General features: G+C 41.7%; 26 protein-coding genes and 1 pseudogene. 22 read left to right on the forward strand and 5 right to left on the reverse strand.

The features are described from left to right. Window positions 1-24 precede the first annotated feature (24 nt). From DESOR_RS08690 to istB, 18 genes and pseudogenes are all read left to right on the forward strand, one after another. Window positions 25-1,248 (forward strand): NAD/NADP-dependent octopine/nopaline dehydrogenase family protein, encoded by a 1,224-nt coding sequence (locus DESOR_RS08690; RefSeq protein WP_014184229.1) that lies wholly within the window; start codon window positions 25-27, stop codon window positions 1,246-1,248. A gap of 179 nt (window positions 1,249-1,427) precedes the next feature. After that, on the forward strand, window positions 1,428-2,324 hold the full coding sequence (locus tag DESOR_RS08695) for a branched-chain amino acid ABC transporter permease (protein ID WP_014184230.1): 897 nt from the start codon (window positions 1,428-1,430) through the stop codon (window positions 2,322-2,324). 27 nt (window positions 2,325-2,351) lie between these two features. Further along, window positions 2,352-3,392 carry a branched-chain amino acid ABC transporter permease gene (locus DESOR_RS08700; protein ID WP_014184231.1) on the forward strand — a complete coding sequence of 347 codons (1,041 nt, stop codon included), beginning with the start codon at window positions 2,352-2,354 and terminating at the stop codon, window positions 3,390-3,392. 48 nt (window positions 3,393-3,440) lie between these two features. Further along, the gene (locus tag DESOR_RS08705; protein WP_014184232.1) at window positions 3,441-4,751 is read left to right on the forward strand and encodes an ABC transporter substrate-binding protein; all 1,311 of its coding nucleotides are present in this window, start codon (window positions 3,441-3,443) and stop codon (window positions 4,749-4,751) included. A 66-nt stretch (window positions 4,752-4,817) separates the two neighbouring features. Next, entirely contained in the window at window positions 4,818-5,579 is a 762-nt protein-coding gene (locus DESOR_RS08710) for an ABC transporter ATP-binding protein (protein ID WP_242832474.1), read from the forward strand. Between the two features lie 53 nt (window positions 5,580-5,632). Continuing rightward, on the forward strand, window positions 5,633-6,340 hold the full coding sequence (locus DESOR_RS08715; protein ID WP_014184234.1) for an ABC transporter ATP-binding protein: 708 nt from the start codon (window positions 5,633-5,635) through the stop codon (window positions 6,338-6,340). Window positions 6,341-6,365: 25 nt separating this feature from the next. Continuing rightward, window positions 6,366-7,157, forward strand: coding sequence for an aspartate/glutamate racemase family protein (locus DESOR_RS08720; RefSeq protein ID WP_014184235.1), 792 nt, complete (start codon window positions 6,366-6,368; stop codon window positions 7,155-7,157). Between the two features lie 41 nt (window positions 7,158-7,198). Beyond that, complete coding sequence (locus DESOR_RS08725; RefSeq protein WP_014184236.1) at window positions 7,199-8,620, forward strand: trimethylamine methyltransferase family protein; 1,422 nt, start codon at window positions 7,199-7,201, stop codon at window positions 8,618-8,620. Between the two features lie 49 nt (window positions 8,621-8,669). After that, window positions 8,670-10,091, forward strand: a complete 1,422-nt coding sequence (locus DESOR_RS08730) for a trimethylamine methyltransferase family protein (RefSeq protein ID WP_014184237.1) — start codon at window positions 8,670-8,672, stop codon at window positions 10,089-10,091. Between the two features lie 136 nt (window positions 10,092-10,227). Continuing rightward, window positions 10,228-11,655: a trimethylamine methyltransferase family protein gene (locus DESOR_RS08735; RefSeq protein WP_014184238.1), complete on the forward strand. Its 1,428-nt coding sequence runs from the start codon at window positions 10,228-10,230 to the stop codon at window positions 11,653-11,655. Next, window positions 11,652-11,793 (forward strand): annotated as a pseudogene (locus tag DESOR_RS28735) (IS4 family transposase); the annotation flags it as partial. The gene DESOR_RS08735 and the pseudogene DESOR_RS28735, both read left to right, overlap by 4 nt. Before the next feature lie 253 nt (window positions 11,794-12,046). Then, window positions 12,047-12,523 carry a hypothetical protein gene (locus DESOR_RS08740; RefSeq protein ID WP_014184239.1) on the forward strand — a complete coding sequence of 159 codons (477 nt, stop codon included), beginning with the start codon at window positions 12,047-12,049 and terminating at the stop codon, window positions 12,521-12,523. A 161-nt stretch (window positions 12,524-12,684) separates the two neighbouring features. After that, window positions 12,685-13,080: a hotdog fold thioesterase gene (locus DESOR_RS08745; protein ID WP_014184240.1), complete on the forward strand. Its 396-nt coding sequence runs from the start codon at window positions 12,685-12,687 to the stop codon at window positions 13,078-13,080. A 191-nt stretch (window positions 13,081-13,271) separates the two neighbouring features. Beyond that, the gene (locus DESOR_RS08750; RefSeq protein WP_014184241.1) at window positions 13,272-13,610 is read left to right on the forward strand and encodes an arsenate reductase family protein; all 339 of its coding nucleotides are present in this window, start codon (window positions 13,272-13,274) and stop codon (window positions 13,608-13,610) included. 89 nt (window positions 13,611-13,699) lie between these two features. After that, on the forward strand, window positions 13,700-16,084 hold the full coding sequence (locus DESOR_RS08755) for a YceG family protein (protein ID WP_014184242.1): 2,385 nt from the start codon (window positions 13,700-13,702) through the stop codon (window positions 16,082-16,084). A 26-nt stretch (window positions 16,085-16,110) separates the two neighbouring features. Beyond that, window positions 16,111-17,235, forward strand: a complete 1,125-nt coding sequence (locus tag DESOR_RS08760) for a toxic anion resistance protein (RefSeq protein WP_014184243.1) — start codon at window positions 16,111-16,113, stop codon at window positions 17,233-17,235. 1,249 nt (window positions 17,236-18,484) lie between these two features. Beyond that, complete coding sequence (gene istA, locus DESOR_RS08770) at window positions 18,485-19,996, forward strand: IS21 family transposase (protein ID WP_014183190.1); 1,512 nt, start codon at window positions 18,485-18,487, stop codon at window positions 19,994-19,996. Next, complete coding sequence (gene istB / locus DESOR_RS08775) at window positions 19,989-20,729, forward strand: IS21-like element helper ATPase IstB (RefSeq protein ID WP_014183191.1); 741 nt, start codon at window positions 19,989-19,991, stop codon at window positions 20,727-20,729. The genes istA and istB overlap by 8 nt, the downstream gene beginning before the upstream one ends. A 275-nt stretch (window positions 20,730-21,004) precedes the next feature. Here the strand turns inward: istB and DESOR_RS08780 are convergent, their stop codons facing one another. Together DESOR_RS08780 and DESOR_RS29645 are read right to left on the reverse strand one after the other, a co-directional pair. Then, window positions 21,005-21,418, reverse strand: coding sequence for a type II toxin-antitoxin system death-on-curing family toxin (locus tag DESOR_RS08780; RefSeq protein WP_014184245.1), 414 nt, complete (start codon window positions 21,416-21,418; stop codon window positions 21,005-21,007). 2 nt (window positions 21,419-21,420) lie between these two features. Beyond that, a complete protein-coding gene (locus tag DESOR_RS29645; RefSeq protein ID WP_014184246.1) occupies window positions 21,421-21,591 on the reverse strand; it encodes a hypothetical protein in 171 nt (56 codons plus the stop codon). A 271-nt stretch (window positions 21,592-21,862) separates the two neighbouring features. Here DESOR_RS29645 and DESOR_RS08785 point away from each other — a divergent pair, with 271 nt between their 5' ends. From DESOR_RS08785 to DESOR_RS08795, 3 genes are all read left to right on the forward strand, one after another. Then, window positions 21,863-22,996, forward strand: a complete 1,134-nt coding sequence (locus tag DESOR_RS08785) for a glycosyltransferase family 2 protein (protein WP_014184247.1) — start codon at window positions 21,863-21,865, stop codon at window positions 22,994-22,996. Between the two features lie 198 nt (window positions 22,997-23,194). Beyond that, a complete protein-coding gene (locus tag DESOR_RS08790) occupies window positions 23,195-23,653 on the forward strand; it encodes a DUF5071 domain-containing protein (RefSeq protein ID WP_014184248.1) in 459 nt (152 codons plus the stop codon). A 7-nt stretch (window positions 23,654-23,660) separates the two neighbouring features. Beyond that, entirely contained in the window at window positions 23,661-24,005 is a 345-nt protein-coding gene (locus tag DESOR_RS08795; RefSeq protein WP_014184249.1) for a DUF4188 domain-containing protein, read from the forward strand. 237 nt (window positions 24,006-24,242) lie between these two features. Here DESOR_RS08795 and DESOR_RS08800 read toward each other — a convergent pair whose 3' ends face one another. Further along, on the reverse strand, window positions 24,243-24,836 hold the full coding sequence (locus DESOR_RS08800) for a DJ-1/PfpI family protein (RefSeq protein ID WP_014184250.1): 594 nt from the start codon (window positions 24,834-24,836) through the stop codon (window positions 24,243-24,245). A 173-nt stretch (window positions 24,837-25,009) separates the two neighbouring features. Between DESOR_RS08800 and DESOR_RS30010 the strand changes: the two genes are divergently transcribed. Beyond that, window positions 25,010-25,384, forward strand: a complete 375-nt coding sequence (locus tag DESOR_RS30010; RefSeq protein ID WP_014184251.1) for a hypothetical protein — start codon at window positions 25,010-25,012, stop codon at window positions 25,382-25,384. 163 nt (window positions 25,385-25,547) lie between these two features. On the opposite strand, the gene DESOR_RS30015 is transcribed toward DESOR_RS30010, so the two are convergent. Both DESOR_RS30015 and DESOR_RS08810 read right to left on the reverse strand, forming a co-directional pair. Beyond that, the gene (locus DESOR_RS30015) at window positions 25,548-25,727 is read right to left on the reverse strand and encodes a hypothetical protein (protein WP_202946176.1); all 180 of its coding nucleotides are present in this window, start codon (window positions 25,725-25,727) and stop codon (window positions 25,548-25,550) included. A gap of 237 nt (window positions 25,728-25,964) precedes the next feature. Continuing rightward, entirely contained in the window at window positions 25,965-26,399 is a 435-nt protein-coding gene (locus DESOR_RS08810; RefSeq protein ID WP_014184252.1) for an IS110 family transposase, read from the reverse strand. Between the last annotated feature and the right edge of the window lie 319 nt (window positions 26,400-26,718).

Below are 26,718 nucleotides of genomic sequence, written 5' to 3' on the forward strand. Positions count from 1 at the left end.
AATTTAAGGTTGGAGGAAAAGAAAATGAGTAACATGGAGTATTTGAAAAACAAACCAATAGCAGTACTTGGAGCTGGGGCGTGCGGAAAAGCACAAGCTGGAGATTGCGCTTTAGGAGGCGCTCAGGTTCGTTTTTGTGACCTGCCCCCCTTTGCGGAAAAAACCTTGTTTGGTGTAAAAGACGGCTTAAAGTTCTTTGGAGAACAATTGAACCTCTACAGTTTTGAACGTTCAGGAGTCGCTCAGTTTGATAAAGTCACAACCGATGTTGCAGAAGCAGTAAAAGGTGCGGGAATCGTGATTGTAACCACTCCCTCCATTGGACACAGACCCTTTTTTGAACAGTTAGTGCCTGCTTTAGAAGACGGCATGGTCATCCATATTTTCCCGGATAACTACGGCTCTCTATTATTAAGGAAAATGATGCGCGAAGCAGGGTGTACCAAAAAAGTTATTATCGGCGGGTGGTCCAGTGCACCTTATGGCTCCAGAGTAGAAATAAAAGGCGGAGTGGTCTTACCAAAGGTTCGAGCCTATTACCGGGCAATTACCTTAAGAGGAGCAGCACTTCCGACAACCGATCAGGAAGATTTCTTAGAGAGCACAAAATATATACCAAGTATGGATGCCATAACTAAGGGTGACGGTGTTGTTGGCGGAAACACTGTCATGGACATCGGATTCAGTAACGTAAACCCTGTACTGCACTGCCCAGGCACCATCCTGGGAGTTGGAGTCATGGAAAACTGGGGAGTCATTTATGGAGAGAATAAATACGATTTTTCCATATATTCTCATGCCTACTGCCCGTCAATATCTCAAGTTCAATACACATTATATCAAGAGCAATGTAAACTGGCAGAGGCCATGGGTGTCGGCATTCAGGAATTTGACAAAAAGCAGTTTTTCTCCAGAGAAAATATCCTGGGACCGGAATATATGGGTCCTGATTATGAAATTCCCTTTGACCAACAGGATTATATTCAATTTGGCACCGGCCCGCACACTATTAACAATCGATATATCACGGAGGATATACCGGTGGGATGTCATGTTTATCATGAACTGGGTAAGAAATTTGGGGTAAAAACGCCTGTGGTGGATTCGATGATCAATTTGGCTAATGCCATGCTGGAAACGGATTTCTATGAGTCCGGTTATAGTTTGGATTATTTGGGGATTGGTCATATGACCAAGGATGAAATGCTGCAGTACCTCCACGAAGGAGTTTATAAAGAAAAAGCATGAGATTGAAATTGAGGACAAAACAGCAAACCTTATATGACATGCTTGACTAAAGCTCTAGCCATTCTCTTTATTGATAAGTGAAGAGAATGGCTAGGATAAACTGAACGCCGCCAACTTGAACCTCAAAAATACAAAATATTCCGCCTTTTTTAGGGTGAGTGGAGGAGGTACACAACGATATGGATCCAATACAATTGTTCAACATTGTATTGACAGGGCTCCTTAGAGGAGGGCTGTATGCACTAATGGCAGTAGGGCTTTCCGTAGTCTTTGGGGTAATGAATATCCCTAATTTTGCTCATGGAGAGTTTTACATGCTTGGTGCTTATTTTTCCTATTTCGCCTACACTAATTTTCATTTCGGCCCGGTCTCCAGTATTCTATGTGCCGCTCTAGGTACGCTGATTATAGGAGCTGTCATGGAAAAGACGCTGTTCTATCCCTTACGAAAACGATCCAAGAAAAACTGGATCATGAATACCTTTCTCTTAACCTTAGGTATATCCATTGTCCTTCAAAACGGCGCTAAGATGCTTTGGGGAAATACCTATCGCGGAATTACCCAATATTGGCCAGGAAATATCAGTATTGACAGCTTCAAAATCTCCAATGACCGTGTTGTTGGGTTTAGTATCGCAATGTTAACGATTGCCGTATTTTGGCTGTTCTTAAATAAAACGAGAATGGGACGGGCCATCCGTGCAGTTTCCCAGGATGAGACTGGCGCGAGTATTGTCGGAGTTAATTTGAATGTTATTCATACCCTTACCTTTGCTTTAAGTTGTCTGCTTGCGGGGCTGGCTGGGGCCATCTTGCTCTCCATTTCACCGGCCTACCCATTTATGGGTCTGCAGCCCCTCTACAAATCCTGGTTTGTACTGATACTGGTTGGAATGGGGAATGTAGGAGCCAGTATCTATGGCGGCTTGATTGTAGGATTGCTGGAAACATTCTCCTATATGAAATTTGGTGCAGGATGGCAGGATGTTGTCAGCCTGGCGATTATCATTTTGATTCTTATCTTTAAGCCTAGAGGGCTATTTGCCAAAAAAGGGGTAAAAAGTATTTCTGAGTGATTATTATCTATGATTGGAGGGATGAGGGTGGAAAAGGCAGAGAGGGGTTTTAGAAAAGGTATGAGATTCCTACGGAAGTTCGGACTCACACCTTTCGGGATGGCTATGCTTTTTGCGCTTGCAGTATTCCCGCTTGTTATACAGGATGAAGTTATTACGCGTCTTCTGATTTCTGCTCTTATGCTGGGTGCCTTGGCAATGGCTTTTGACTTCACCGCCGGTTTTATCAATATCAACAATTTCGGTTACGCGGCTTTTTGGGGTGTCGGTGCCTATACTTCAGCACTTCTTGCAGTTAAATTAGGTGTCTCACCCTGGCTGGGCATGTTGGCAGGGGGGGTTTTTGCAGGATTATTGGGTCTTGGGTTAGGTTTTCTCACCTTACGTTTGGCAGGGATCTTTGCTTCTTGCATGACCTGGTTTGTGGCCTTAGCTATGTTTGCGGTGACAGCTAACTGGGTGGAATTGACAAGAGGAACGTCGGGGCTCAGTGTGCCGCCGCTTTTTCACACCACTGAAAATATCGGCTATTATTACACAATCTTCGTTATGACAATTTTAACTTACGTGGGCTTAAGGGTCATTATTAACTCCCATATCGGCACTGCTTTTAGAGCCATTGGCCAGGATATTCAAGCCGCCCAAGCCTCAGGAATCAACGTGACTAAATATAAAATCATGAATTTTACGATCTCCTGTGCAATTGCGGGGGTACTGGGAGGCTTTTATGCTCATTTTGTCGGCATTATCACGCCAACGGTTATGAATACCAGCCATACTGTTGAAATAATGGTCCTTTCCTATGTTGGCGGCAGAGGAACAATTTGGGGCGGTTTAGTTGCGGGGTTAATCATGATTCCTGGAATGGAATATCTAAAAGGCCTTTTGGAATTACGATTATTAATCTACGGCGTCCTGATGATTATGGTTATGATTTTTTTCCCTAATGGATTGGCCGGCCTTTACAACAAATTCTTCAATCTATTAGGAGAAAGTTTCTTTGAGAAAGGTCAAAGAGTGAAGAAGGGGGGAGAAGAAAGAGGAGGCAGGGCAGAAATGAAAAATTAACGTTAAAACTAGTAAACGCTGCAAATTAATATTAAGGAGGTCATTAATTTGAATCTGTTTAGTTTAAAAAAGTCAGGCAAAAAGATTGCTGCCGTGGCATCGGCAGTGTTAGTCCTCAGTCTTACTTTGACAGGATGCGGCACAAAGCAAACTAGTGATCCGGCACCCCAGGCGGTAGAGCCCAACAGTATCATAAAAATCGGGGTGATCTCCCCATTTACAGGACCTGCAGCCAGAACAGGGCAAGAATTTAAGGATTCGATTACAATGGCCTTTAGTGAAATAAATAATAAAGTGGGAGAACATCCCATTGAGTTCAAATGGATTGACAGTGAATCCGATGCAGAAAAAGCTGCCCGGGCTTACGAAAGCGCCATTGTTAATGACAAGATTACGGTAGGATTTATGGACTGGCACAGTTGGGTATCCGTTTCCTGCATGGAAGTAGCCGCCAAATATAAAATGCCTCATTTTTTCAGTTACGGAGCTACAGATGTCGTGAATCAAAAATATAAATCTGATCCGGGGAAATATGAATACTGGCTGGGCAAAGCCTGGCCGACACCGGAAAAGTTAAGTATAGGTTATGTTAAGGCTGTGGAAGAGGCAATCAATAAAGGTCTTTGGAAACCGGCCAATAAGAAAGTCGCCTTATTTGGGGTAGACAATGACTGGGGCAGAGGTTTTTGCGCAGCCCTGGCGGAACAGTACAAAGCTGCCGGCTGGGAGGTAGTTTCTACTGAATGGGTGGGGCTGGGAGAGACGGATTTCTATCCTTTATTAAATAAATTGAAAGGCTTAAATGTCTCCATGGTAGCCGGGACTATGTCCGATCCTTCTTCAGTATCCTCACTGATTAAACAGTCCAAAGAAGTCGGGCTGAAAAGTATTATTGCCAGTGACGGATTAGGCTGGGTAGGTGAATGGTATAAGCTGACGGGTGATGCTTCAGATTACGTAATCGATCAAATTCCCCAATGGACCACACCTGAAGCGAAAAAATTCCAAGCTGATTTTAAGGCTAAATATGGCTATGAACCTGGGGCCGCAGTAGCAGGTATGTCCTATGACTACAGTAAGTTCATGATTAAAGTTTTGGAAGCCACTGAAAAGGACTACGGATCGATTACTACAGAAAACTTATTTAAAGAAGGCAAAGAAAAAGTGATGACAGGTCAGCTTACTTACACTGACGGCTTGCTTATGAAAGAATATAAATATACTCCGGAGACCTTCCCTGATCCTGTAATTGACCAAGATCATTACATGTTTCCTGTGGTTCAATACTTTGGGGGAAAAGGCAGTGTTGTTTGGCCTGATGCTTATAAAAATGCAGACTTAAAAATACCGAATCAATAAAAGATGGGATGTGAGTGTTGAGGACGTAACAGGGAGTTTTACCTGCGTCCTCCCACTCTGTCACTCATGATCCTACGGAAAATTAATAAGAAGCTGGTGGTAGCTATGATATTGGAAACGATCGGCGTTTGTAAAAGGTTTGGGGGATTAAAGGCGGTTAATGAGGTAAGCCTGCAGGTTGAAGAGGGGCAGATATACGGATTGATTGGTCCCAATGGAGCAGGCAAGACAACGCTGTTAAATACTATCGCCGGAGTGCATCCGCCAGAGGCGGGCAAGGTTTTTTTTAAAGGTCAGGATATAACAGGGCTTAGAGCAGACAAGATTTGTCATATTGGTATGGCCAGAACCTTCCAAATAGTCCACTCCTTCCCCAATATGAGTGTTTTGGAAAATGTCATGGTTGGTTCCGTCTTTGGAAGCCGGCGGCCTGTGGATAAGCCGGCCAAGAAAGCTGCAGAAATGCTAAATTTTGTGGAGTTCCCTCTGTCACATGATACATTGGCGGGGAACTTGAACACCATACAATTAAAAAGACTGGAGTTAGCCAGGGCTTTAGCGACAAACTGTAAGCTTCTCTTGTTAGATGAAGTAGCAGCAGGTTTAACTCCTGGAGAATTAATTGATTTAACCATTTTAATCAGAAAAATCCGGGATAACGGAACGTCCATCATTATGGTTGAGCACTTGATGAAACTTATTATGGATGTATGCGACAAGATTGCGGTTCTCTGTTTTGGAGAGAAGATTGCTGAAGGCACCCCACAGGAAACTATCGAGAATCAGAAAGTATTAGAAGCCTATCTGGGTACCAAATATGTACTCTAACATATTGAATTGAGTTGAATTTCCATAAATAGTCTTACTTGGAGGTGAAGAAAATGCTGGAGATTAGCGGAATTGATGCTTCATATGACAATCTTCAAGTGCTATGGGATGTTTCGATGAACGTTGGCATAGGTGAGGTTGTAGCCGTCCTGGGGCCTAATGGAGCTGGTAAAACGACGATGCTTAAGAGCATTATGAATTTAGTATCGGTTAATAAAGGGAAAATCCATTTCCTCGGACAAGACATCACCGGTAAACCAATCCATGAATTGACAAAAGTGGGATTAGCCTTCGTCCCGGAGGAGCGAAATTTGTTTCCTGCGATGACGGTTATGGAAAATCTCATGTTGGGGGCCTATACAATCCGGGATAAAAAGACCATTAAAGAAACATTTTCTCGTGTCTTTGACTTATTTCCACGCTTAGCCGAAAGAAAGAAACAATATGCAGGTACTATGAGCGGCGGGGAAAGGCAGATGCTTGCCATTGCTCGAGGTTTAATGTCAAACCCAAAAATGTTGATTCTGGATGAACCGTCGATGGGGTTAGCTCCTCAGAATGTTCTCGCCGTCTTCGAGACCATCAAGAGATTGAGTTCAGAGAAAGTTACAGTCTTAATTGTAGAGCAGAATGTAAACACAACTTTAACAGTTGCCGACCGTGCCTACGTCATGGAACAGGGACGAATAGTCATGGAGGGTTCAAGCAGCCAGCTGCAAGGGGATGATCACATAAGGAAAATGTACATGGGTATTGTCTGAATCATCAACATCTGGAGGGATCAAAATGTTTTTAGGGCAAAATCGAGATATGGGTATTAACCATATTAAAACGAGGAAAAGCCATGTTTGTTATGGTATGGGACTTGGAATGATTTTATTAAACGACGCCTATCCTGGCTTCCCAGGGGACAATCGTAATGCAAGTGCTTTTTCATACCCAATACAGTATGAAATTGCAGAAGGTGTAACAAACAAGACCCTCGTTTATGATAAGGATCCGGGAAAATGCCGGGAAGCGGTTATAGCTGCAGCAAAAAAGTTAGAGCGGATGGGCTGCAGAGCGATCGCAGCGGAATGTGGATACTTTGCTTTTTTCCAAAAGAATGTAGCAGCAGCTGTTGAGATACCGGTATTTATGTCAAGTTTGATGCAAGTTCCCCTTGCGCAGCAGGTTATTAGCCCCCGGCAGAAAGTCGGAATAATCTGCGCCCAGAAGAAGTTTTTAGAAGCAGAACATTTGGAGAACGTCGGTATTAGAAGGGATAGTAATTATGTTATTGGTGGGGCTCAGGATGAGTACGGTTGTACTGAGTTCGATAATTTATGGAATCCTGAGAAGCGGCCTACATATCCCAATGCCTATTACGACAAGGCAGAGCTGCAAATGATTGAAGCAGCCAAAAAGTTTAAGGAAAAACATGAGGATATCGGCGCAATTGTCTTAGAGTGTACAGGGATGCAGCCCTTTGCCCGAGCAATTCAAAGAGAAGTAGACCTGCCGATTTTCAGCTGGGGAACATTACTGGACTATGCTTACTCCGTGGTTGTTCATCGAGACTATTATGGAAATGTCTAATCGATTGTCACCAATGAATAATTCAAATTGGGGGTAACAAAATGAGCGCGCTAATGAAACGTAACTTGTCGTTAACCATACTCGACCAGGAAAAGGTGGAGCAAATTCACGAGGCCAGCCTGTATCTAATGGAAAACGTGGGTATGAAAATCGGAGGCACAAGGGCGCTTAAGCTGCTGCAGGACAATGGCGCTAAAACGACCAGCGAAGGTTTAACCACGATTCCCCGGGGGCTTGTGGAAAAGGCCCTGAAAAGCGTCCCTAAGGAATTGCTTCTTTATACACGGGATGGTGAGCTTTCCATGAAGATAGACCGGGATAATCCGGTTTACTTTGGCACCCATGCCGATCAATTGGAGATAGTTGATCCGTTGTCGGGAAGTGTTCGTAAATTTCTCAGAAAAGACACGGCTATGATGTGTAAATTAGCCGACTTCCTGCCCAACATTCACTTTATCTTGTCAGTGGGGATGTCTGCGGATGTAAGACCGGAAGTACAGTCTCAAATCACCTTTTTGGAGACGGTCACTAATTTTAGTAAAACCATTAATTTTTCTACCAATGATATTGAATCCTTAAAGGATATCATCGGGATCGCTGCCATTGTGGCCGGGGGGTTACAGCGGCTTCAAGAAAAGCCCTTTATTTTTAACTATTGCGAGCCGATTCCGCCTCTTGTCCATCCCCAGGAGAGTACAGAAAAGCTGTATATCAGCGCGGAGAATCGTATTCCGGTGGTCTATATGCCCTATTGTATGATGGGCGGAACCTCTCCCATGAGCTTTGCGGGGACGTTAGCCCAGTGTAACGCCGATATGTTAACAGGGCTGGTTATTACCCAGCTGGTTTCTGAAGGAGCTCCCTTCATTTACGGTTCCATGCCTTCGGTTTTCGATATGCGGACAACTATCGGCAGTTATGGGGCACCTGAGTTTCATTTGTTAGTAGCTGCTTCCTCCGAATTAGCGGCGTATTATGGGATACCCTTTTTTGGAACAGCCGGATGCACGGATGCCAAAGTATTGGACGAACAGGCGGTAACCGAAACGACAATGGAGCTTTTTTCTACAATGCTCAGCAAAGCCCATATAATCCATGATATTGGAGTAATGGACCACTGCAACAGTGTTTCCCCGGAATTAGTGGTGTTGGCTGATGAGATAATCGAGGGATTAAAACACTATACTCAAGGTGTTGAGGTCAATGGGGAGGAGCTAGCCCTAGAAGTCATTAAGGAGGTAGGACCGGGAGGGCATTATCTGACGAATATGCACACTTTAAGTAACTTCAGGAAAGTATGGTATCCGGACCTTTTTAGCCGGGATATGCAGAACAGTAACGAATCTCAAGTCAAGGGAAGAGTCAAAGATAAGATTAAAAATATAATGGAGAATCATCAGGTTCCTCAATTGGATCAGGCTATTCTCAGGGAACTTGAAAAATGGTTTGCGAAGTTTGAGTAGCCCCCCATGCCGCTAAAGCTGTCGGTGACCACTCAAAGGGGGGAAGAAAATGGGCCCATCAATAAAACGTAATTTGTCGTTGACCATACTCGACCAGGAAAAGGTGGAGCAAATTCATGAGGCCAGCCTGTATCTGATGGAAAACGTGGGCATGAAAATTGGAGGCACAAGGGCGCTTAAGCTGCTGCAGGACAATGGCGCTGAAACAACCAGCGACGGGTTGACCAGGATTCCCCGGGGGCTTGTGGAAAAGGCCCTGAAAAGCGTCCCTAAGGAATTGCTTCTTTATACACGGGATGGCGAGCTTTCCATGAAGATAGACCAGGATAATCCGGTTTACTTTGGCACCCATGCCGATCAATTGGAGATAGTTGATCCGTTGTCGGGAAGTGTTCGCAAATTTCTCAGAAAAGACACGGCTATGATGTGTAAAATAGCCGACTTCCTGCCCAACATTCACTTTGTTTTGTCAGTGGGGATGTCTGCGGATGTAAGACCGGAAGTACAGTCTCAAATTACCTTTTTGGAAACGGTTACTAATTTTAGTAAAACCATTAATTTTTCTACCAATGATATTGAATCCTTAAAGGATATCATCGAGATTGCTGCCATTGTGGCCGGGGGGTTACAGCGGCTTCAAGAAAAGCCCTTTATTAGTTACCTATGTGATCCAATTCCGCCTCTTGCACATCCCCAGGAGAGTACAGAAAAGCTGTATATCAGCGCGGAGAACCGGATTCCGGTGGTTTATATGCCCTATTGTATGATGGGCGGAACGTCTCCCATGAGCTTTGCAGCAACGTTAGCTCAGTGTAACGCCGATATGTTAATAGGGCTGGTTATTACTCAGCTGGTTTGCGAAGGAGCTCCCTTCATTTACGGTTCTATGCCTTCGGTTTTCGATATGCGGACAACTATCGGCAGTTATGGGGCACCTGAGTTTCATTTGTTAGTAGCCGCTTCCTCCGATTTAGCTGGGTATTATGGGATACCGTTTTTTGGAACAGCTGGATGTACGGATGCCAAAGTATTGGACGAACAGGCAGTAACCGAAACGACTATGGAGCTTTTTTCTGCAATGCTGAGTAAAGCCCATATTGTTCATGATGTTGGAATTATGGACCACTGCAATAGTGTCTCACCGGAATTAGTGGTATTGGCTGATGAGATAATCGAGGGATTAAAACACTATACTCAAGGTGTTGAGGTCAATGGGGAGGAACTAGCCTTAGATGTCATTAAGGAAGCAGGACCGGGAGGGCATTATCTGACGAATATACACACTTTGCGAAATTTCAGGAAAGTATGGTATCCAGACCTATTTAGCCGGAATATGCAGAACAGCAACGAATCTCAAGTCAAAGGAAGAGTCAAAGATAAGATTATAAATATAATGGATAATCATCAGGTTCCCCAACTGGATCGGGTTATCCTCATGGAACTAAAAAAATGGTATGCCAAATTTGAATAGCACTAGCACATTGATTAGCAAATTGATAGGATATAGACAATACTTACAGGATTTAGTGTACAATGGTTTATATCTTACGCTAGATAATATATGGTTGCAGTGAGTTATACCAAATCATGTATTGGAGGGTTCTCAAGTGATTGAATTGGGGAAAATGGACAAGGATCTGAGGGGAATCCATGAAGCATCGATGGTGATTTTGGAACAAACAGGTATGATCTTTCATCATCCTAAAGTCATAGAAATTATGCAGCAAAAGGGCATCCGTACTGAAGGCCGCACTGCTTTCTTTACTCGTGAACAGGTTATGGAATGGGTTAGTAAAGCTCCTGGCAAATTCAAAATGTATGCAAGAAATCAAAATTATGATTTTGAAGTTGGTGGTGACAACGTTGAAGTTTGCCCAGCGTCAGGATCACCTTTCGTTTGTGAAGTTAATGGGAAGAAACGTGACGCTTCAATGAGTGACTATGTCAAATTTCTAAAGCTTTATCACCAGTCCAGCCTTTACAAGGCAAATGGCGGCGGTGTTGTTCAGCCTACTGATATCGGCCAGTCAACAATTCCCTTGCTGCTTTATGCAACCTTGCTCTATTCGGATAAGGCGATTGTTACAGGTACGGGTAACGCTGAGGAAGTCGAACAATTGATGGATATGCTGGGAATAGTGTTTGGCGGCAAGAAAGCTCTGGCGGAAAAGCCAAGAAGTATGGCAATTGTCAACACGAATACCCCTCTGCAGTTTGATACAAAGATGTTGGAAACAATGATGGTGTTTAATAGATACAAACAACCTGTAGTTATTGCTGCCGCTTCCATGGCCGGAACAACAGCACCTGTGACTCTTGCAGCTGCAATTGCCTTGACTAATGCTGAGGTACTGGCAGGGATTGCAGTCGCTCAAATGATTAATGAAGGCACCCCAGTAGTTTACGGTTCCCAATCAACCACCTCCGACATGAGGACAGGAAGTATTGCCATAGGTGCACCTGAAGGAGCTTTAGCCTACCAGTACGCCGCTCGTTTGGCTAAGTGCTATGGGCTTCCTTGCCGGGGCGGCGGTTCGCTGACGGATGCGAAGACTTTGTCAGTCCAAGCAGGGTTTGAGAGCATGTTAACCTTACTGGCCAGCTACTCGGCGAAAACAAATCTGATCTTTCAAAGTGCCGGTATTATGGATAGCTATAACGCGATGTGCTATGAGAAATTTATTGTTGACTTGGAAATTATCGGGATGGTTAAACGTTATGTTAACGGAGTAAAGGTAGACACCCAAACACTGGCAGTAGATGTTATTAATGAGGTAGGCCCGGCAGGGCAGTTTTTAACCACAGACCATACCATGAAACATTTCAGGAAAGAGCCCTTTCTGCCTGATGTTAGCTTACGAGGCGCGGTAACGGGGGATCCTGATCAAAAGCTGATGGATAATATTAGAATTAAGATGGACAAGATGCTGGCTGGTTATTGCCAGCCTGAAATGTCCATGGAATTAAAAAACAGGTTGATTGATTATTTACTCACATGTGGCTATGATCGGAAATTAATTGAGAGCCTTGATTGAGTCAACTTCTTATGACAACAGGAATCCGCAAGTCTTATGGGGTCTCGAGTTTCGCTGTCTTCCAAATCATTTTTCAGTTAGTTTTCCAAGGCCGTAATTTGTACAGCTTAATTAGAAAGCGGCCGAGCAGAGTCTCTGTGCGAAAGTTGAGTATATAAAATAAATGAGGGGGCGTAATCGAAACAAAAGTTTCGTTACGCCCCCTTCTGGCTTAAATAAACTGTCTTTTTGATGAGAATTATTAGGGTTAAATAGTCTCGCTGTTACTATATAGATTAAATTTTGCCGATTCGGGCAGTCTCTCAAAAAATATGAATAAATAATCATCCATTTAACAAAAAATATACAATAATAACTTATAAAGTCAGTAACAGATTACTGGAGGAATTGGATGCCGCGATATTTTATTTATCTTATATTAACTGCTTTTTTTGGATTAATTCTTATTTTGACTGTTCCTAAAGAAGAAATACGTCGATTGTCTATTTACGGAATTATCTTTGGTGCAGGTATGGACTTTTTGATGCTTATTTATGGAGGTCTTACCGGATTTTTTGGCTGGACCAATTTCGGGCCTCTTGGGTATCATGGAATAACTATATTTACTCCTCTTGACTGGGCTCTTTTCTTTATTATGTATTTTTACTTTTTGCCAAAACAAAAGCTATTGCTTTATGTATATGTAACTGCAGCAATTGTTTTCAGCATTTTATATGCTGGTCTTATTCAGGATTTGGGCGTGTTTTATTCCGTTTTAGGTAGGTTTTATATCCACTTGATTGATTTTATTATTTGGTATTTAGTAGCAACATGGGGTTATTACAAGTTAAGTGCTTACGTAGAAAGCAAACAAAAAATGATGGATTAATGATTTACTCGAAAGTTGAGTTATAAAGAAAGGGGACAAAATAGGTTATTGAAGCACTTGGTCGTAAATCATATAATAGAAGGGCCTAATTTAGTAAGAATAAAGAAAATATAAATCTTGATTTATTTTCAGGAATTAATAGAGGGAGGCTTAAGGGTCTAATGGTTTCAGGAAAGATTCTAAAAGATACTTTAATGGAGACCTTGGGTATCGAAATTGTTGAACTGGAGGAAGACCGGGTTGTGGCGACAATGCCTGTCATGGGCGCTACCAGGCAGCCCTTTGGAAGGCTTCATGGAGGAGCCTCTGTTGCCTTGGCAGAAACTGTGGCCAGTGTGGGCACGTACAATTTGATAGACCGGGATCACCAGCAGGCCGTAGGATTGGAAATAAACGCTAATCACCTGCGGGGAATAAGCGAGGGCCTGGTTAGGGCTGTGGCGGTTCCCTTACATAAAGGGAGAAGGACGATGGTTTGGGATATTAAAATCAGTGATGATGAGGAAAGACTCATTTGTGTTTCCAGGTGCACCGTGGCAATTATTGATCTGAAATAAGATACTAAAACGCTGCAAATGCCCCTAGCCATAGCGGTTAGGGGCGTTTGTTTATTCATTGCGCCATTATCTGGCGATTATGAAGGGATTCCTGTCTTATTGTAGAATAATATAGAAAATGGAAGTATCACATGGAAAAAATTTAGTCATAATTAAATTATATCATTCATTAAGGAGCAGACGTCTAAAGGATGAATATTCAAATCTTCGGAGTCAAGAAATGTTTTGATACCAAGAAAGCGGAACGATACTTTAAAGAGCGCAGGATAAACTATCAATACGTGGATTTCTCCATCCGCAGCTTAAGCAAGGGAGAGCTCCAGAGTGTTAAAAACGCTGTAGGATTAAAAAACCTGATTAATCCTCAGGCTAAAGAATACAAGCGTTTAAATATGGATCGCATAATTTCCCCGAATCTTCAGGAAGAATTGCTCTTAAACAATCCCGGTCTCTTGAGAACTCCCATCGTGCGTAACGGCAAACAGGCCACGGTAGGCTATGCACCTGAAGTATGGGAGTCCTGGGAATAATAAAGGAGTGAGCAGGTACGGAGAGCAGCAGGGACAAGAAAACAAACTTAAAAGAAGCTAATGATATATTTAAGGATATTCTTACTCCTTTGAGTGACAGAGGAGTTAATCCTTATGTTTATTGTTATAGAGTGATTGGCTGCCGAGGGGATGAAAGGTACTTCGCAGATATCGCTGCCCTGGACAGGCAGTTAAAGGGACTGGGGAATTATACCTTCTTCAATAAAAGTATTCCCGTGAGCACAGACGCTGCAGTCATCCAGCGAATCCGTAAACTTCTGGAACCCATGCCCCTTAAGGATTTCAGCAATGGTGCCCTGTTAAATGTCCTGGAATCCCATGGGTACTTTTCCTTAAGTTCGGACAGCCAGGTTAACCGGAAGATCAAGGATGCCTGGGGGATCATCCTTAATCTTTATGTAGCCAACGAAAAAGGTCTTAATTTAAGCATTATCGAAAACTTTGTCACCAAACTATTGATATGGTTTGGCGACTATGGCAGACAAACCCCTAAACAATCCGGCCATAATCCGAAAATCATCTACTGGGGAAGTCCCGGCAAGCATGAGGTTTATTTCCTGATCCTCATGAGCCTGTTGGGCTGGGATGTGCTGGTATTCAACACTTCCTTCAAAGACAAGTTTAACAATATTGATAAGTTCAATGAATATTCACGGGTGATCCGCTATCCTCAAGAGCTTCCTGTAGGGGATTTTCCCAGACCAAGCGCCAAGGAAAGCCTGAGACCCGGTCAGACCCCGGTTCAGCAGGGGAGCAGACAACCGGAACCGCCAAGGAAAGTGCCCGAGGCTGTGAGCAGTTCCTTGCTCAGCGATGAAGTGGTTGTCGTGAAATTAAAGAGAACGGAGAATATTCTCCAGGAAATCCTGGTTCCCGTTAAGGAACGCAGCGGCTTTGTCGGCAAGCCTTTCCCAATCCTGCCCACCTTTTTTGTGAGGTATATCGGAGTTCCCGAATCCCTGGATGATTGGGAGGCAGAATACTTCAATAACCTGTACAACATGGACAAGGCCCTGGCCGCCAGGGGTTCTTATTATAAATTTGAGACAGGTATTCCAGCTCCCTCTACCCGGGAGAGTTCTGCCATTCCCGATAAGTTTAAACGCTATTCCTTCCAAAATCATGTTGAGATTATTGAGCAGGCTCTCCTGGCTCAGGTCCTGCCCAGGACGGGCCAGGCTCTTTACGATAATACCATCCGCAAAGCCTTTGCCGACATTGTCAACCTCTTTGTGGAAAAACACGAGAACTGCAGTGTCTCCATGGTTTTGAATTTTGCCTTGAAAATGATCAGCTGGCTGGGGCGCTACCTGCCTAAGTTGATTTCCCGGCCTATCCTGGAACACAATTACGAGGAGAATCCCAAGATTCTCTTCTACGGCAACATTAAAGCTCATGAGATTTATTTGCTGACCTTCTTTTACTGGCTAGGCGGCGATGTGCTCTTCGTTCATTCCGATGAAGAAGGGGATCAACCCTGGCAGAGCTTTGACGAGGGCAGCGTGTTAACCCACCTGGTCAGAAATAAGCACAGCCTGCCCTTGGAAGCGTTTCCTCAAGGAGAACGGTTAATCCGCAAAAGCACCATTGCCTATAACGCCTCCCGGGAAATCGAAGAGGTGATTTACAGCGAGGATGTGGGTTTATTTAAGCCCTGGCAGTTTGAAAGCTACGGAACCCAGCCCATCACCTTAAAGACCACCTATGACGAATTGAAGATCCTTTGGCAGGAGCCGGCCAAGCTGCGGCCGGAATTTAAAGTCCAGAATCACAAAGTCTATGTGCCCAATCTTTTTGCCAAAATTAACGGCGCAGCCGAGGACTTGGACGATTACTGGCAGGATTTAAAGGTTTTAGCCTCGGCCCCGAATACTAAGCTCATCGCCACCCTGCCTTTTACGGAAATCAGGTATACTAAGCAAGAACTCTATCAAACCAATTATTTACTGGACAAAGAGGGCTTCGTGGATGAAGAGAAGGTGGTCAGAGACCGGCACTACAAGTTTGGCTATCTCAAAGCTTCCCTGCAGCATTTTTTAATCGCCAAAATCAATGAACTGTTCCGATCAGGGGTTTTCTTAAAACCTGTGGACGATAAATTGAAGCTCAAGATCCTGATGACCATTTTAACCATGGACGATGATCTTCTGAAATTGATTGAAGTCTTTGATTATCCTCAGGAAATTCCCAAGCTTATCGCCTATGACAATCACAAAAACACCTTTAATGAAAGCGACAGTATTTTGCTGGCTTATTTCAATCTCATCGGTCTGGATATCCTGGTCTTTACCCCTACGAATTACCAGACCCTGGAGCAATTTCTCAAGGAAAGCCTTTTTGACATGCACCAGCTGCCTTTGGTTAAATATGATTTGCTTCTGCCTAGTTTAAATAACCTTTCAGACCATTCTACAAAACTGGGATTATTATCTCGCTTTTTTAAGCGCCACTAACATCACAATTTGAGGAGGAATGAATAATGGAAATTCAAGGTTTTAACACGCAGTTAACGGAGGATAAGAGTTTAGTTCCTCAGCCTGAACCGGTTTTCGACTTGGAAAAACAGAAAAATGAAGTGATGACTAAGGTGAAGGACGGCCCTGAAGTGCGCAGCATCGTCCGCCAGATTAATATTGAAGATGTGGGCTCGATTATGTCCTTCGGCAAGAACACGGCGGAAGAAGTCTCCAGGTTCTCCGATGCCATCCTGCAATCCATGCAAACCACTAAAGTTGAGGATTCAGGAGAACTGCTGCTCCAGCTTAACAAAATCATGGAGAAGTTCGATATTAAGGATTTTGAGGAAAAGCAGCCGGGATTTTTCGAGAAGATGTTTTCCAAAGCCAAGAACACCGTGGAGGCCCTGTTTAAGAAGTACAACTCCATGGGGGATGAGGTAGATAAGGTTTTTGTCACCCTCAAGCAATATGAGGCGGAAATCAATAAGGCCAACCAGAACCTGGATGAGATGTTCAACCGCAATATCGTTTACTATGAGCAGTTGGGTCAGTATATCTATGCCGGTCAGGTGGTCCTGGAAGAGCTCAAAACCAACATCCTGCCTGCGGCTCAGGCCAAAGCCAACCAGACCGGAAATCAAGTGGACCAGGTGCAGGTCAATAATTTGCTCCAGGTTCAGGAGATTATGGAGCAGCGGATTTATGATCTGCAGCTGGCTGAAAATGTGGCGGTGCAAAGTATGCCTACCATTAAATCCATTGAATACGGCAACTATAACCTGATTCGCAAAATCAACTCAGCCTTTGTTATCACCTTACCTATCTTTAAGCAGTGTTTGGTCCAGGCTATTATGCTCAAGCGCCAGTCCGTGCAGGCTAAGGCCATGAGCGCTTTGGATGAAAAGACTAATGAATTATTGCTGAGAAATGCGCAAAATACCGCCCTGCAGTCGAAAATGGTGGCTAAGCTGGCCTCGGGCAGCTCCGTAAGTATCGAAACCCTAGAGCAGTCCTGGCAGACTATTGTCAAAGGGATTGAGGAAACGAAAGCCATTCAGGATGAAATGAGGCAGAAGCGCCAGGATGGAGCCCGGCGCCTGGAGGTGCTTAAGCAGGATTTTGTTAATCGGGGGATTGTCCGGTAGGATGTTAGGGGGGCGCGCCGCTTTGGGTTTGGAGAAACCTGGAGGGGGGCGCTCTTTTTTTGTGGGGGGGTTAAGTATTCTAGAGATGGATTCTTAAGAAAATATTTAATTTTTTGTAAAATGTGGGAGGTGGGTGAGTTATAATGAAGTTAAGATAGTTTGAGGTAAATGACAAAGATCATTTTCTAACACAGCACCTTATCTATACAACTTGAGAAGTTGTTTTATACGATTGCTCTTAAAGCAATTATCATGGACATTGGCTATACAAGCAGATATTGTTAGAAAATTTATATGCTTTTTGAACGGAAAAATAAATTCCTTTCCCGACTGGTTTTCAGCGGAAGGAAGGGATTTTATCTATAATGTGAAGTTGGAAATTAGAAGATTAGATTATAGATGAATTCATTTGTAAAATTATCATTATAAGTCATGCATCTACAGGGAGTATTACCGACATGTGTCGGATACACTCCTATGAAATTAGAGGATATACGACACATGTCGGTAATCCATCGTTATGTGAAATTTCATTTCGGAGAAAATTCTTAGGGTCATAGAATATAGTTAAGGTAGCAGGATGGTTTTACATCATATCTGGTTAGATAAAAAAGAAATTATTGAGGAGGTTATGCCTTTTGGATCTTAATTATAGTAGTCAAATTATTCTTGGGGTTATATCTTTGATGGCTATAATTTTTCTTTTCGTGAGAAAGAGGATGGTTGGTGAATTAATTGGTAAGGCATCTTTATCGAGGATTAGATATTTCTATTTAATTATTAGTATACTTATTCTATATCAAGGAATCAAAGGACTCTATATTGCATTTCACTACCAAGGCTATTTATCGGACTTATCCGTATATGGTTTGATATCAAATATATTGGGAACAGTATGTTTCTTGATTATATTTTTCACATCAAAAATTTATATAGGTATAAAAGGTATATCGGTTCCATCTTTCCCGTTCTTTCTACCTGATAGCCAAATAACAAATTATGAAATCAAATCTAATACGCTTATTCTAAATAGAAAAGGAAAGAGAAAATTCAAGATTAGGATTGAACCAAATGATGTCAAGAATATTGTGAATGGTAAACTAAACCATACACATTTACGCCAATGAAAGCATACAAGTTTCTGCCACAAACCATACAACATTTTGCCAATAACCATACAACTTAAATCAAATACAGCTATCTGACTTTGTTAGAATAGGGGCTAGCAAAGAGGTCAGGAGCTGTTAGAATGAAAGGATTTAAGATGTATAAACAGATACAGCAACTTAAAGAGATTGGATTCACTCGATCTCGGGCTGCCAAGCAGCTGAACATAAATCGGGAAACCGTAACAAGATATTGGAACATGACAGCGGATGAATTCGCCAAACAGCTGTATAGCATTAACCGAGAACTGCTACTTTCAAAATATGAGGAAATTATCATCAGCTGGTTGAAACAATACCCAACAATGACAGCCGCACAAGTATGCGATTGGCTCAAGGAGCATTACAAAGAGGATATCAAGGAACGAACGGTCAGCCGTTATGTCAAAGGGTTACGAGAGGAATATAATCTTAAAAAATCCAATCATCCCAGAGATTATGAGGCTGTAGAAGAGCTCCCAATGGGGCAGCAGTTACAGGTGGACTTTGGTGAAAAGTGGATGCAATCCATTGATGGGCAGCGTGTAAAGATTCGCTTTGCAGCCTTTGTACTCGCTCATGCACGTTACAAATGGGCATTCTTTCAAACTCGGCCATTCACAACAAGCGATCTGGTTTCAAGCTGTCATCAGTGCTTTAGATATATAGGTGGGATGCCGCTAGAAATGGTATTTGATCAGGATAGTATCGTCAGCGTTTCAGAAAACTATGGAGATATTATTCATACCTTTGAGTTTGAGAAGTTCCGGCAAGAATGCAATTTAAAAGTATACCTCTGCCGCGCAGCTGATCCGGAAAGCAAAGGTAAGATCGAGAATGTGGTTAAATTCATCAAGTATAATTTCCTTGAAAACAGACTTTTTGCTGATGAGGAAGTTCTCAACAGTTCGTTCCTAAAATGGTTGGATAGAACCGGTAATGCGAAAATTCACGGCACTACCAAAAAGATACCAGCCAAGGTGTTTGAAGATGAACGTGAACACCTAAGACCTCTGCTGGACATCCGATTAAATGGTGATGTAACCATCTGCAGAAATGTTCGGAAAGATAACACGATCGTCTACGACAGCAATCGGTACTCTTTACCTCTCGGTACATACAACAACCAAAAAGAGGTCAGCATTGAAGCGAAGAATGAAAAATTGACGATTATGACCGTATTCGGTGAATTTATCTGTGAACATCCCATCTCAACCGGCAGAGGTCAATTAATTAAGAGCACCAGTCATTCCAGAGATATTACAGACTCGATGGATAAAGCTCAAACTACTGTTGATAAGCTGTTATTATTCAAGGCAACCGATTTTCTGCAGACAATTCGAACAGAAAAAGCACGCTATGCCCGTGATCAGTTCCGGTTGCTGCAAACATTATGCGATAAATATGGAATTGATGACGTACTAAATGCCATCAAATATTGTGAGGTGAGCAAACTCTTCGGAATAACGTATGTAAAGGATTTTTTAGAGCACAGTGCTAAACCAAAACAAGTAATCGTCCTGAATGCTATTCCGGTTAGCAACAACAAGTACCATGTAACTACAGAGAAACGCTCTTTGGATGTGTATGCAAAGGCAGGTGGCAACCATGAATGAACGGATTGAACGTGTCAATGCATTAGTATCGGGACTGCATTTGGTCCCTGTTGATTTAGAAAACCTATATGCTAAAAAGAATAATCTCACGCCTCTCGAAAGCGTTGAGGTTTTCCTTTCAGAGCAACAACGTCTTCGGACCGAAAAGCAAAATCTAATTCGCAGAAGAAGAGCAAATCTACCCGCCGAAAAAACCCTGGAAACCTTCGACTTCGGATTCCAACGCAGCGTATCTAAGGAACAGATGCTAAGATTGTCCGATATGACTTGGGTTGAGCAAGCGTTCAACATTTGTTTTCTGGGCCCCCCTGGTATCGGAAAAACGCATTTGGCTTTATCCTTAGCGGTCCAGGCTTTAAACCTAGGTTATGCCGTAGCTTTTACGACCTTGGATGAACTCATAATTACACTAAAAACCTCGCAAATCTCGACCGCCAGTAAGAGACGAATAAAAATACTCAACTCGGCAGCACTGGTTATTATTGATGAAGTTGGCTTCATGCCACTTTCTACAATAGAAGCCAACCTATTCTTCGGTTTCGTGTCCTCAATGTCCGAGAAAACATCACTGATTATTACCTCAAACAAAGGATTCGATGAATGGGTTGACTTTTTAGGGGATGCAACAATTACAACTGCGATTTTAGACCGTCTTATCCACCACTGCGAGATTTTAAATATGACGGGCAACAGCTACAGACTCCAACATAGGAAGACTATAACCCAGAAATAAAATGTTGTATGGTTTGTGGCGAAAAGTTGCTGGTTTTACTTGACTGCTTACAAATATTAAAGATTACATAAATCAACTACAATAAGCTAATTCAATAGAATTTATCAGCTTGCATTAAGAGGTGAAACTTCACATAACAGCAAATTACCAAAATATGGGAGTACATGAATGTAGTAACCAGACTTCGGTAATTTGCGGGACGTTATCGGAAATGTTCCTTGCATGTAAATATAAGGGGTCTTGAAAAATCAAAAGCAGATCTCTAAGGATCTGCGTTAATCAGTAAATCTTTTTTCCAGCCATGTTGATAGCTCAATTATATATTGGTCTAAGTCTTCGCCGGTTAAGTGCAAACACGTTATTTCAATAGCTTTTTCATATGCTTCATCGTCATCGATTAGATCGGAATAGCCGTTTATTTTCAGAAGGACAGTCGCAGCATAAAATCCAACTCTTTTATTTCCATCGACGAAACAATGATTCTTGGTAAGAAAATACCAAAGCATGGAGGCTTTCTTAAAAGGTGTTGGATATTTATCGTAATCGAAGTGAGGGTATTGTTGGTCTATTATGCTTTTAACCCTTGTTATGGAATCCTGATAATATTCGGAGCTTCCACCGAACATTTCAATTGCTTCTTTGTGAATAATAAGAATATCATCAATACATAATAGTTCGATATCTTCCATAATTACTCAGCCAATTTTTTGAGTAGTTTTGAGTGTTTAGAAGTAACTTCCTTAATAGCCTTTGTGATTTTTTGGTTATGCTCATTAGCAGTGTTTTGTTGAAGATTACTATTAGGTGCTTTAGCTAAGGCCATAGGATCATCCCTTTCGATATTGTTACTATCTATATCCATATTGTACCACCCTTCATCAATTGGAACAATTGTTATGATAGTATTATTATGCATAATGAAGTGATTTAGTCTTGGGTTAGAGAAACGGGAACACTTCCGATAACAACGTGTTCCCAAAATCTGAGATTGTGTGAAAGTAGTAATCAGACTTCGGGAACACGCGACACGTTATCTGAAACCGCTAGGAATATATAAGAGTGGACTACCTGGGGTTTAATCGCTGAGGTTTATTATTCAAAGAGGAGTCTAAAACGGGGGAGGAGAGAAAGTTATGAATGATCTATTTGGAGTATTGGCTTTAATCGTCTTTGTAATGTGGCTAGGTATGGGTTTAATTTGGTTTAGATATATGAAGAAATTACCAGTATTTTGGAAAAACGATAATTCTAACAATCACACTATTTATCCGCCATTATCTGTAATAATTCCGGCTTGTAATGAAGAAGAATCCATTGAACAGGCAGTTACACAGTTAATTAGCCAAGACTACCCTAGTTTAGAGATAGTATTAGTGAATGATCGCTCGACTGATCAAACAGGGGCGATTCTGGAGGATCTTAAAGTAAAATATCCTCAACTGAAAGTTATAACAATTTTTGATTTACCTCCAAACTGGTTAGGTAAAAATCATGCTGTTTACCAAGGTGTGAAGGAAGCTACGGGTGAGTGGCTACTTTTGACTGATGCCGATATAATGTTTTCCCCCGATAGCTTAAAGAAAGCTGTTAGTTATGCTTCTGAGCATACACTTGATCACTTAACAATAGCTCCAAATTTTTTAGTAAAAAGTATTTTGGGAAATGCTCTTACTGCCTATGTTATGTTAGCAATTACATTTCTTGCGATATTTGGCAAGAGCGTAGGAATAGGGGCATTTAACTTAATAAAAAGATCCGTATACCAAGAAATTGGTGGTTACGAAGCAATCCCTTTGCAACCAGTTGATGACATGTCTTTAGGTAAATTAGTAATACAGAAGGGATACAAACAGGGCTTCGGGTTTAGTAAGCAATTTATTACCGTAAGAGGGTATGAGAACATCTCAGCCACTTTCAAAGGACTTGAAAAGAATCAATTTGCTGGTGTGAATTACAGTGTTTTAGTTGCAATGGGATCATGCTTTTCGATGCTATTACTACATGTTTACCCATTTGTCGGTTTATTCTTTGGATCAATTTGGGCAAGAACATTGTGCGGCTTTTCTGTCCTCACAGTGTTTGCTGTCTATAGTTACTTAGCGAAATATATCGATACCTCTCGCTTTTACGTTTTGTTTCACCCTATATCAGCTTTGGTTTACATTGGAATAGTAATTAACTCTACTGTTAAGACACTAAGTCGAGGCGGTATCGAATGGCGGGGAACCTTTTATCCTTTGGAAGAGTTGAAGAAACATAATGGTTGAAATGATTTATGTAACAATGAGCGACTTGGATAAAAGTGTTCATTCCGAATCTAAGTAAATTTGGGTATGTCTTTGCTGCGTCATCAGATAACAGCGTATTCCCAAAATCTGAGATAATATGAATGAAATAACCAGACTTCGGGAATACGCGGGACGTTATGTGTAATGGCAATTTCGGAGTGAAAGTATGGGGTTGGAATGGTTAATATCAAAGAATTAATCCGGGATTTGGATTGGAGCAAACCTGAAGAGGTTCAAAAGAAAGCAATAGAAAAATTACAAGAAATTGAAGAGTTAGATCTTGTTTATTTGGTTCAACTGAGTGAACTTAATCATAAATTTTGCTGGCATAATGCCGCTATAGTTTTAAAGTCAATTGGCTACCCGCGGATTAAACCAATAATCCCATATTTAATGGAATGGTTTCAAGATGTTAATTGGCCAGGAGTAAATACAATTAGGGAAATATTGAAAAGCATGGATTCAAATGAATTAATGCCATATATAGAGGAAGCTGCGAAAAGAGTATTATCAGAAAACGATGATTTATGGGCTTTTGGTTTAATTCTTTTGTTAAGGGATATTGGGGTAGAGGATTTTAACGACGGACATATATTTGAGGAATTGTACAAACTTTCTGGAATGGACAGAGGATAAATTTTGAATGTTGCTTTTGAAGATTGCCACTACACGGACTTGGCATGGAATAGTTCCGATTGAAAAAGCAGAAGCTTTTCAAAATTATTTGAAAAATACAGGTATTGCAGAAGCAAAAGCATTATCTGGAAATAAGGGAGCTTATATTTATAGCTTATCGCAAGGTGAATTTGAACATTTTTTCATGGTATCCTATTGGGAAAATATTAAGTCAATCCATAGCTTTGCAGGCTCAAATCCTCATATAGCTGTTACTTACCCAGAAGATAATAAATATTGCCTGATTTCAGACCCTATTGTACTCCATCATGAAGTTCAGAAAGTACCATTAGAATTTCCTCTTTATTTATAGCGGGCATAAATTTATGTTGCTCAAAATTTAAGTGTAGTTCGCATTCTTCTTAATTTAGTGCATCAATATAGTTCGATGGGGGAACGTTTAAGGGACTCCCGTCCATGGTCGTCTCTGAATTTCGGGGCATGGCCCGCCGCCTAACGTCCTGTGAATTTGCGAAGTTTGGTTATTACTTTCATCTTCTCTCAGATTTTGCAAATTCACTGTTAGACGAAGCCGCCCGTTCCCTAAAAACTAAAAACAGATATCGTACTCCATTCTCTTGGCAGTTGTCCGAGCGATCTCTTCTCCTAGAAGTTTTAGAATCATAAAAAAGGACATATTAATTCCAGCTGAGATCCCGCCAGCTGTAATTATTGAACCCTCGTCAACGTACTTAACGCCTCGTTCCACTTCAACCTTTTCGAATTCCCGCTCTAACCTATCAATATCCATCCAGTGAGTTGTGGCTCTTTTACCGTCTAACAAACCCGCTTTAGCTAGCAAGAATGCGCCAGTGCATACAGATGTCATTAATGTAACCTTATTCATTTGGTCTTTTATCCATCCAACAACATCATCATTATGAATTTCAATCTCTTCTGCACCGTATCCACCAGGGATAACCAAGATGTCGAAGTTAGGATTATCCGCAAAGCAATAATCCGGTACAACTTTAAGTCCATTGCGTGCTCGGACTGTTTCTTTTGTTTGAGCAACAGTTTTAACTTCAAATGGTTTAACGTTGGATTCTGGGTAATTCGTAATGGAAAATACCTCGAATGGTCCTGCAAAGTCTAATACTTCAACCTCATTAAATAGTAATATTCCTATCTTCCACTGTCTCATCGCTTTTCTCCTTCTATTAAAAACCGCATGCAAGGCGGTTTCGTCTAACGGAGGGTTTGCGACATCGGAGAGAATATGAAAGTAGTAACCCGACGTCGCAAACCCTCGGAACGTTATGTGCAATAACTGGGTCTTATTATAGAAAAAGAGATATTTTTTGGAGGTTGTATTTCATGAATGAGATCAATAGGAGCCTATTAGATGAAGCTAATCCAGAAAGATGGGGAAGCCTGTACAAAATAGCAGGTTATGCAACAATAATCATGCTTATCATCATTCCTATACAGATAGTAATTTTTACAATTTTTCCTGTCCCGGCTTCTATTGAAAGCTGGTTTGAATTATTCCATAATAATTGGATATTAGGTTTAATTCATCTTGATTTACTTTATGTAATTAACAATGTTATTGTTGCTACTATGTATCTTGCTCTCTATTTTTCACTTAAACAAAAGAATGAAAGCCTTATGATAATTGCACTTTTACTAGGGCTTCTGGTATATCAGCTTATTTATCATCAAATAAAGCTTTTGAAATGTTATCGATAAGTAGTCTTTACTACGGGGCTATTTCAGAAACTACTAAAACCATATATCTGTCTGCTGGTCAAACGATGCTTTCTAGTTGGAAAGGAACCGCGTTTGACATATATTATATTTTAAACGGTATATCTTTAATAATTATTTCGTGTGTAATGCTTAAAAGTTCAATTTACAGTAAGAAGAATGCAGCAATCGGGTTATCTTCAGGATTATTAATGATGATTCCTTCGACCGCAGGAACTATTGGACTTGTTTTCTCACTTGCTTCACTCATTCCTTGGATAGTTTTTTCAATACTAGTATCAAGAAAATTTCTACAGTTAGGTAAGTTGAATAAAGGAAATGGCATAAGTGATAATTACGAGAATGAATGAATTTATATGCCGTTACTGCACATAACAGCGTTTTTTCGACACTTCGTCAATATGAATGCAGTTGAGACGCGTCGCAAACACGCGGGACGTAGTTTGAAAATACCCAAGATACTTGCATTAAGCACTGTGTCCTAAAAAAGGCAACACTAAAAAGGAGCTATGGATACTCCCAAAAAACATAGCTCAAATAAGACCATTTACCATTGGTAAGGCTAAGTCGCTGCTTCTAGTTTATATCCACGTTTAACTTCGCGAATAGGTTTTAGGGGAATAAAACTGGGTTGAACCAGACCCAGCCTGTGTAGCTCCGCAAGCCACTTAGCATCCCGGCGATCCGTTTTGTTGCCCGGAAATGTTTTTGTAAAGTAGGGGTTTGCTAGGGTAAGAGCGAAAGAGTCTTCCATAAGATTAAAAACGGGTATCCAGTACTTGCCGGTGCTTTCAATCACGACAACGTGGCAGTCGTGTTGATGAAGCCAACTGGTTGCCATTTCAATACCATCGATCATAGTTGAGAATGTCTTTACTTCGGTCTGATAGACACCATTATTTTTGGTAGTGATGATAGCGACGGTCATAAAACTTTTGTGGGCATCAATTCCGGCGCAAATAGGGTGAATAACTTTCAGATCGTTTACCTCCTTCATTTAAGTGTATAGGTGGACATGGCTGCCCGAAAAAAGCACTGTAGTTTCGGTGCTAAAAAGCACAATCATTGATCCACACAGGCAGCTGTCGCAGAGTTATGCACGGGCTCATCCGCCCAAAGATCGGATTCTACCAATCGTCCACCGCGTTCGTTTAGTCCGACCTATAAGCCATTTATACATACCAAAAAAGGCCCCTGGGAAGGGACAAAAAATTTAAACACTATTTTCATTATCATTGATGCCGCGAGCCGCGGCATATGGTTGAGTTATCTGAAATCCTAGATTCGTTTGATTCTGGATATGGGTTGATAGAAGA

It is taken from the genome of Desulfosporosinus orientis DSM 765 (genome assembly GCF_000235605.1).
GTDB lineage: Bacteria > Bacillota > Desulfitobacteriia > Desulfitobacteriales > Desulfitobacteriaceae > Desulfosporosinus > Desulfosporosinus orientis.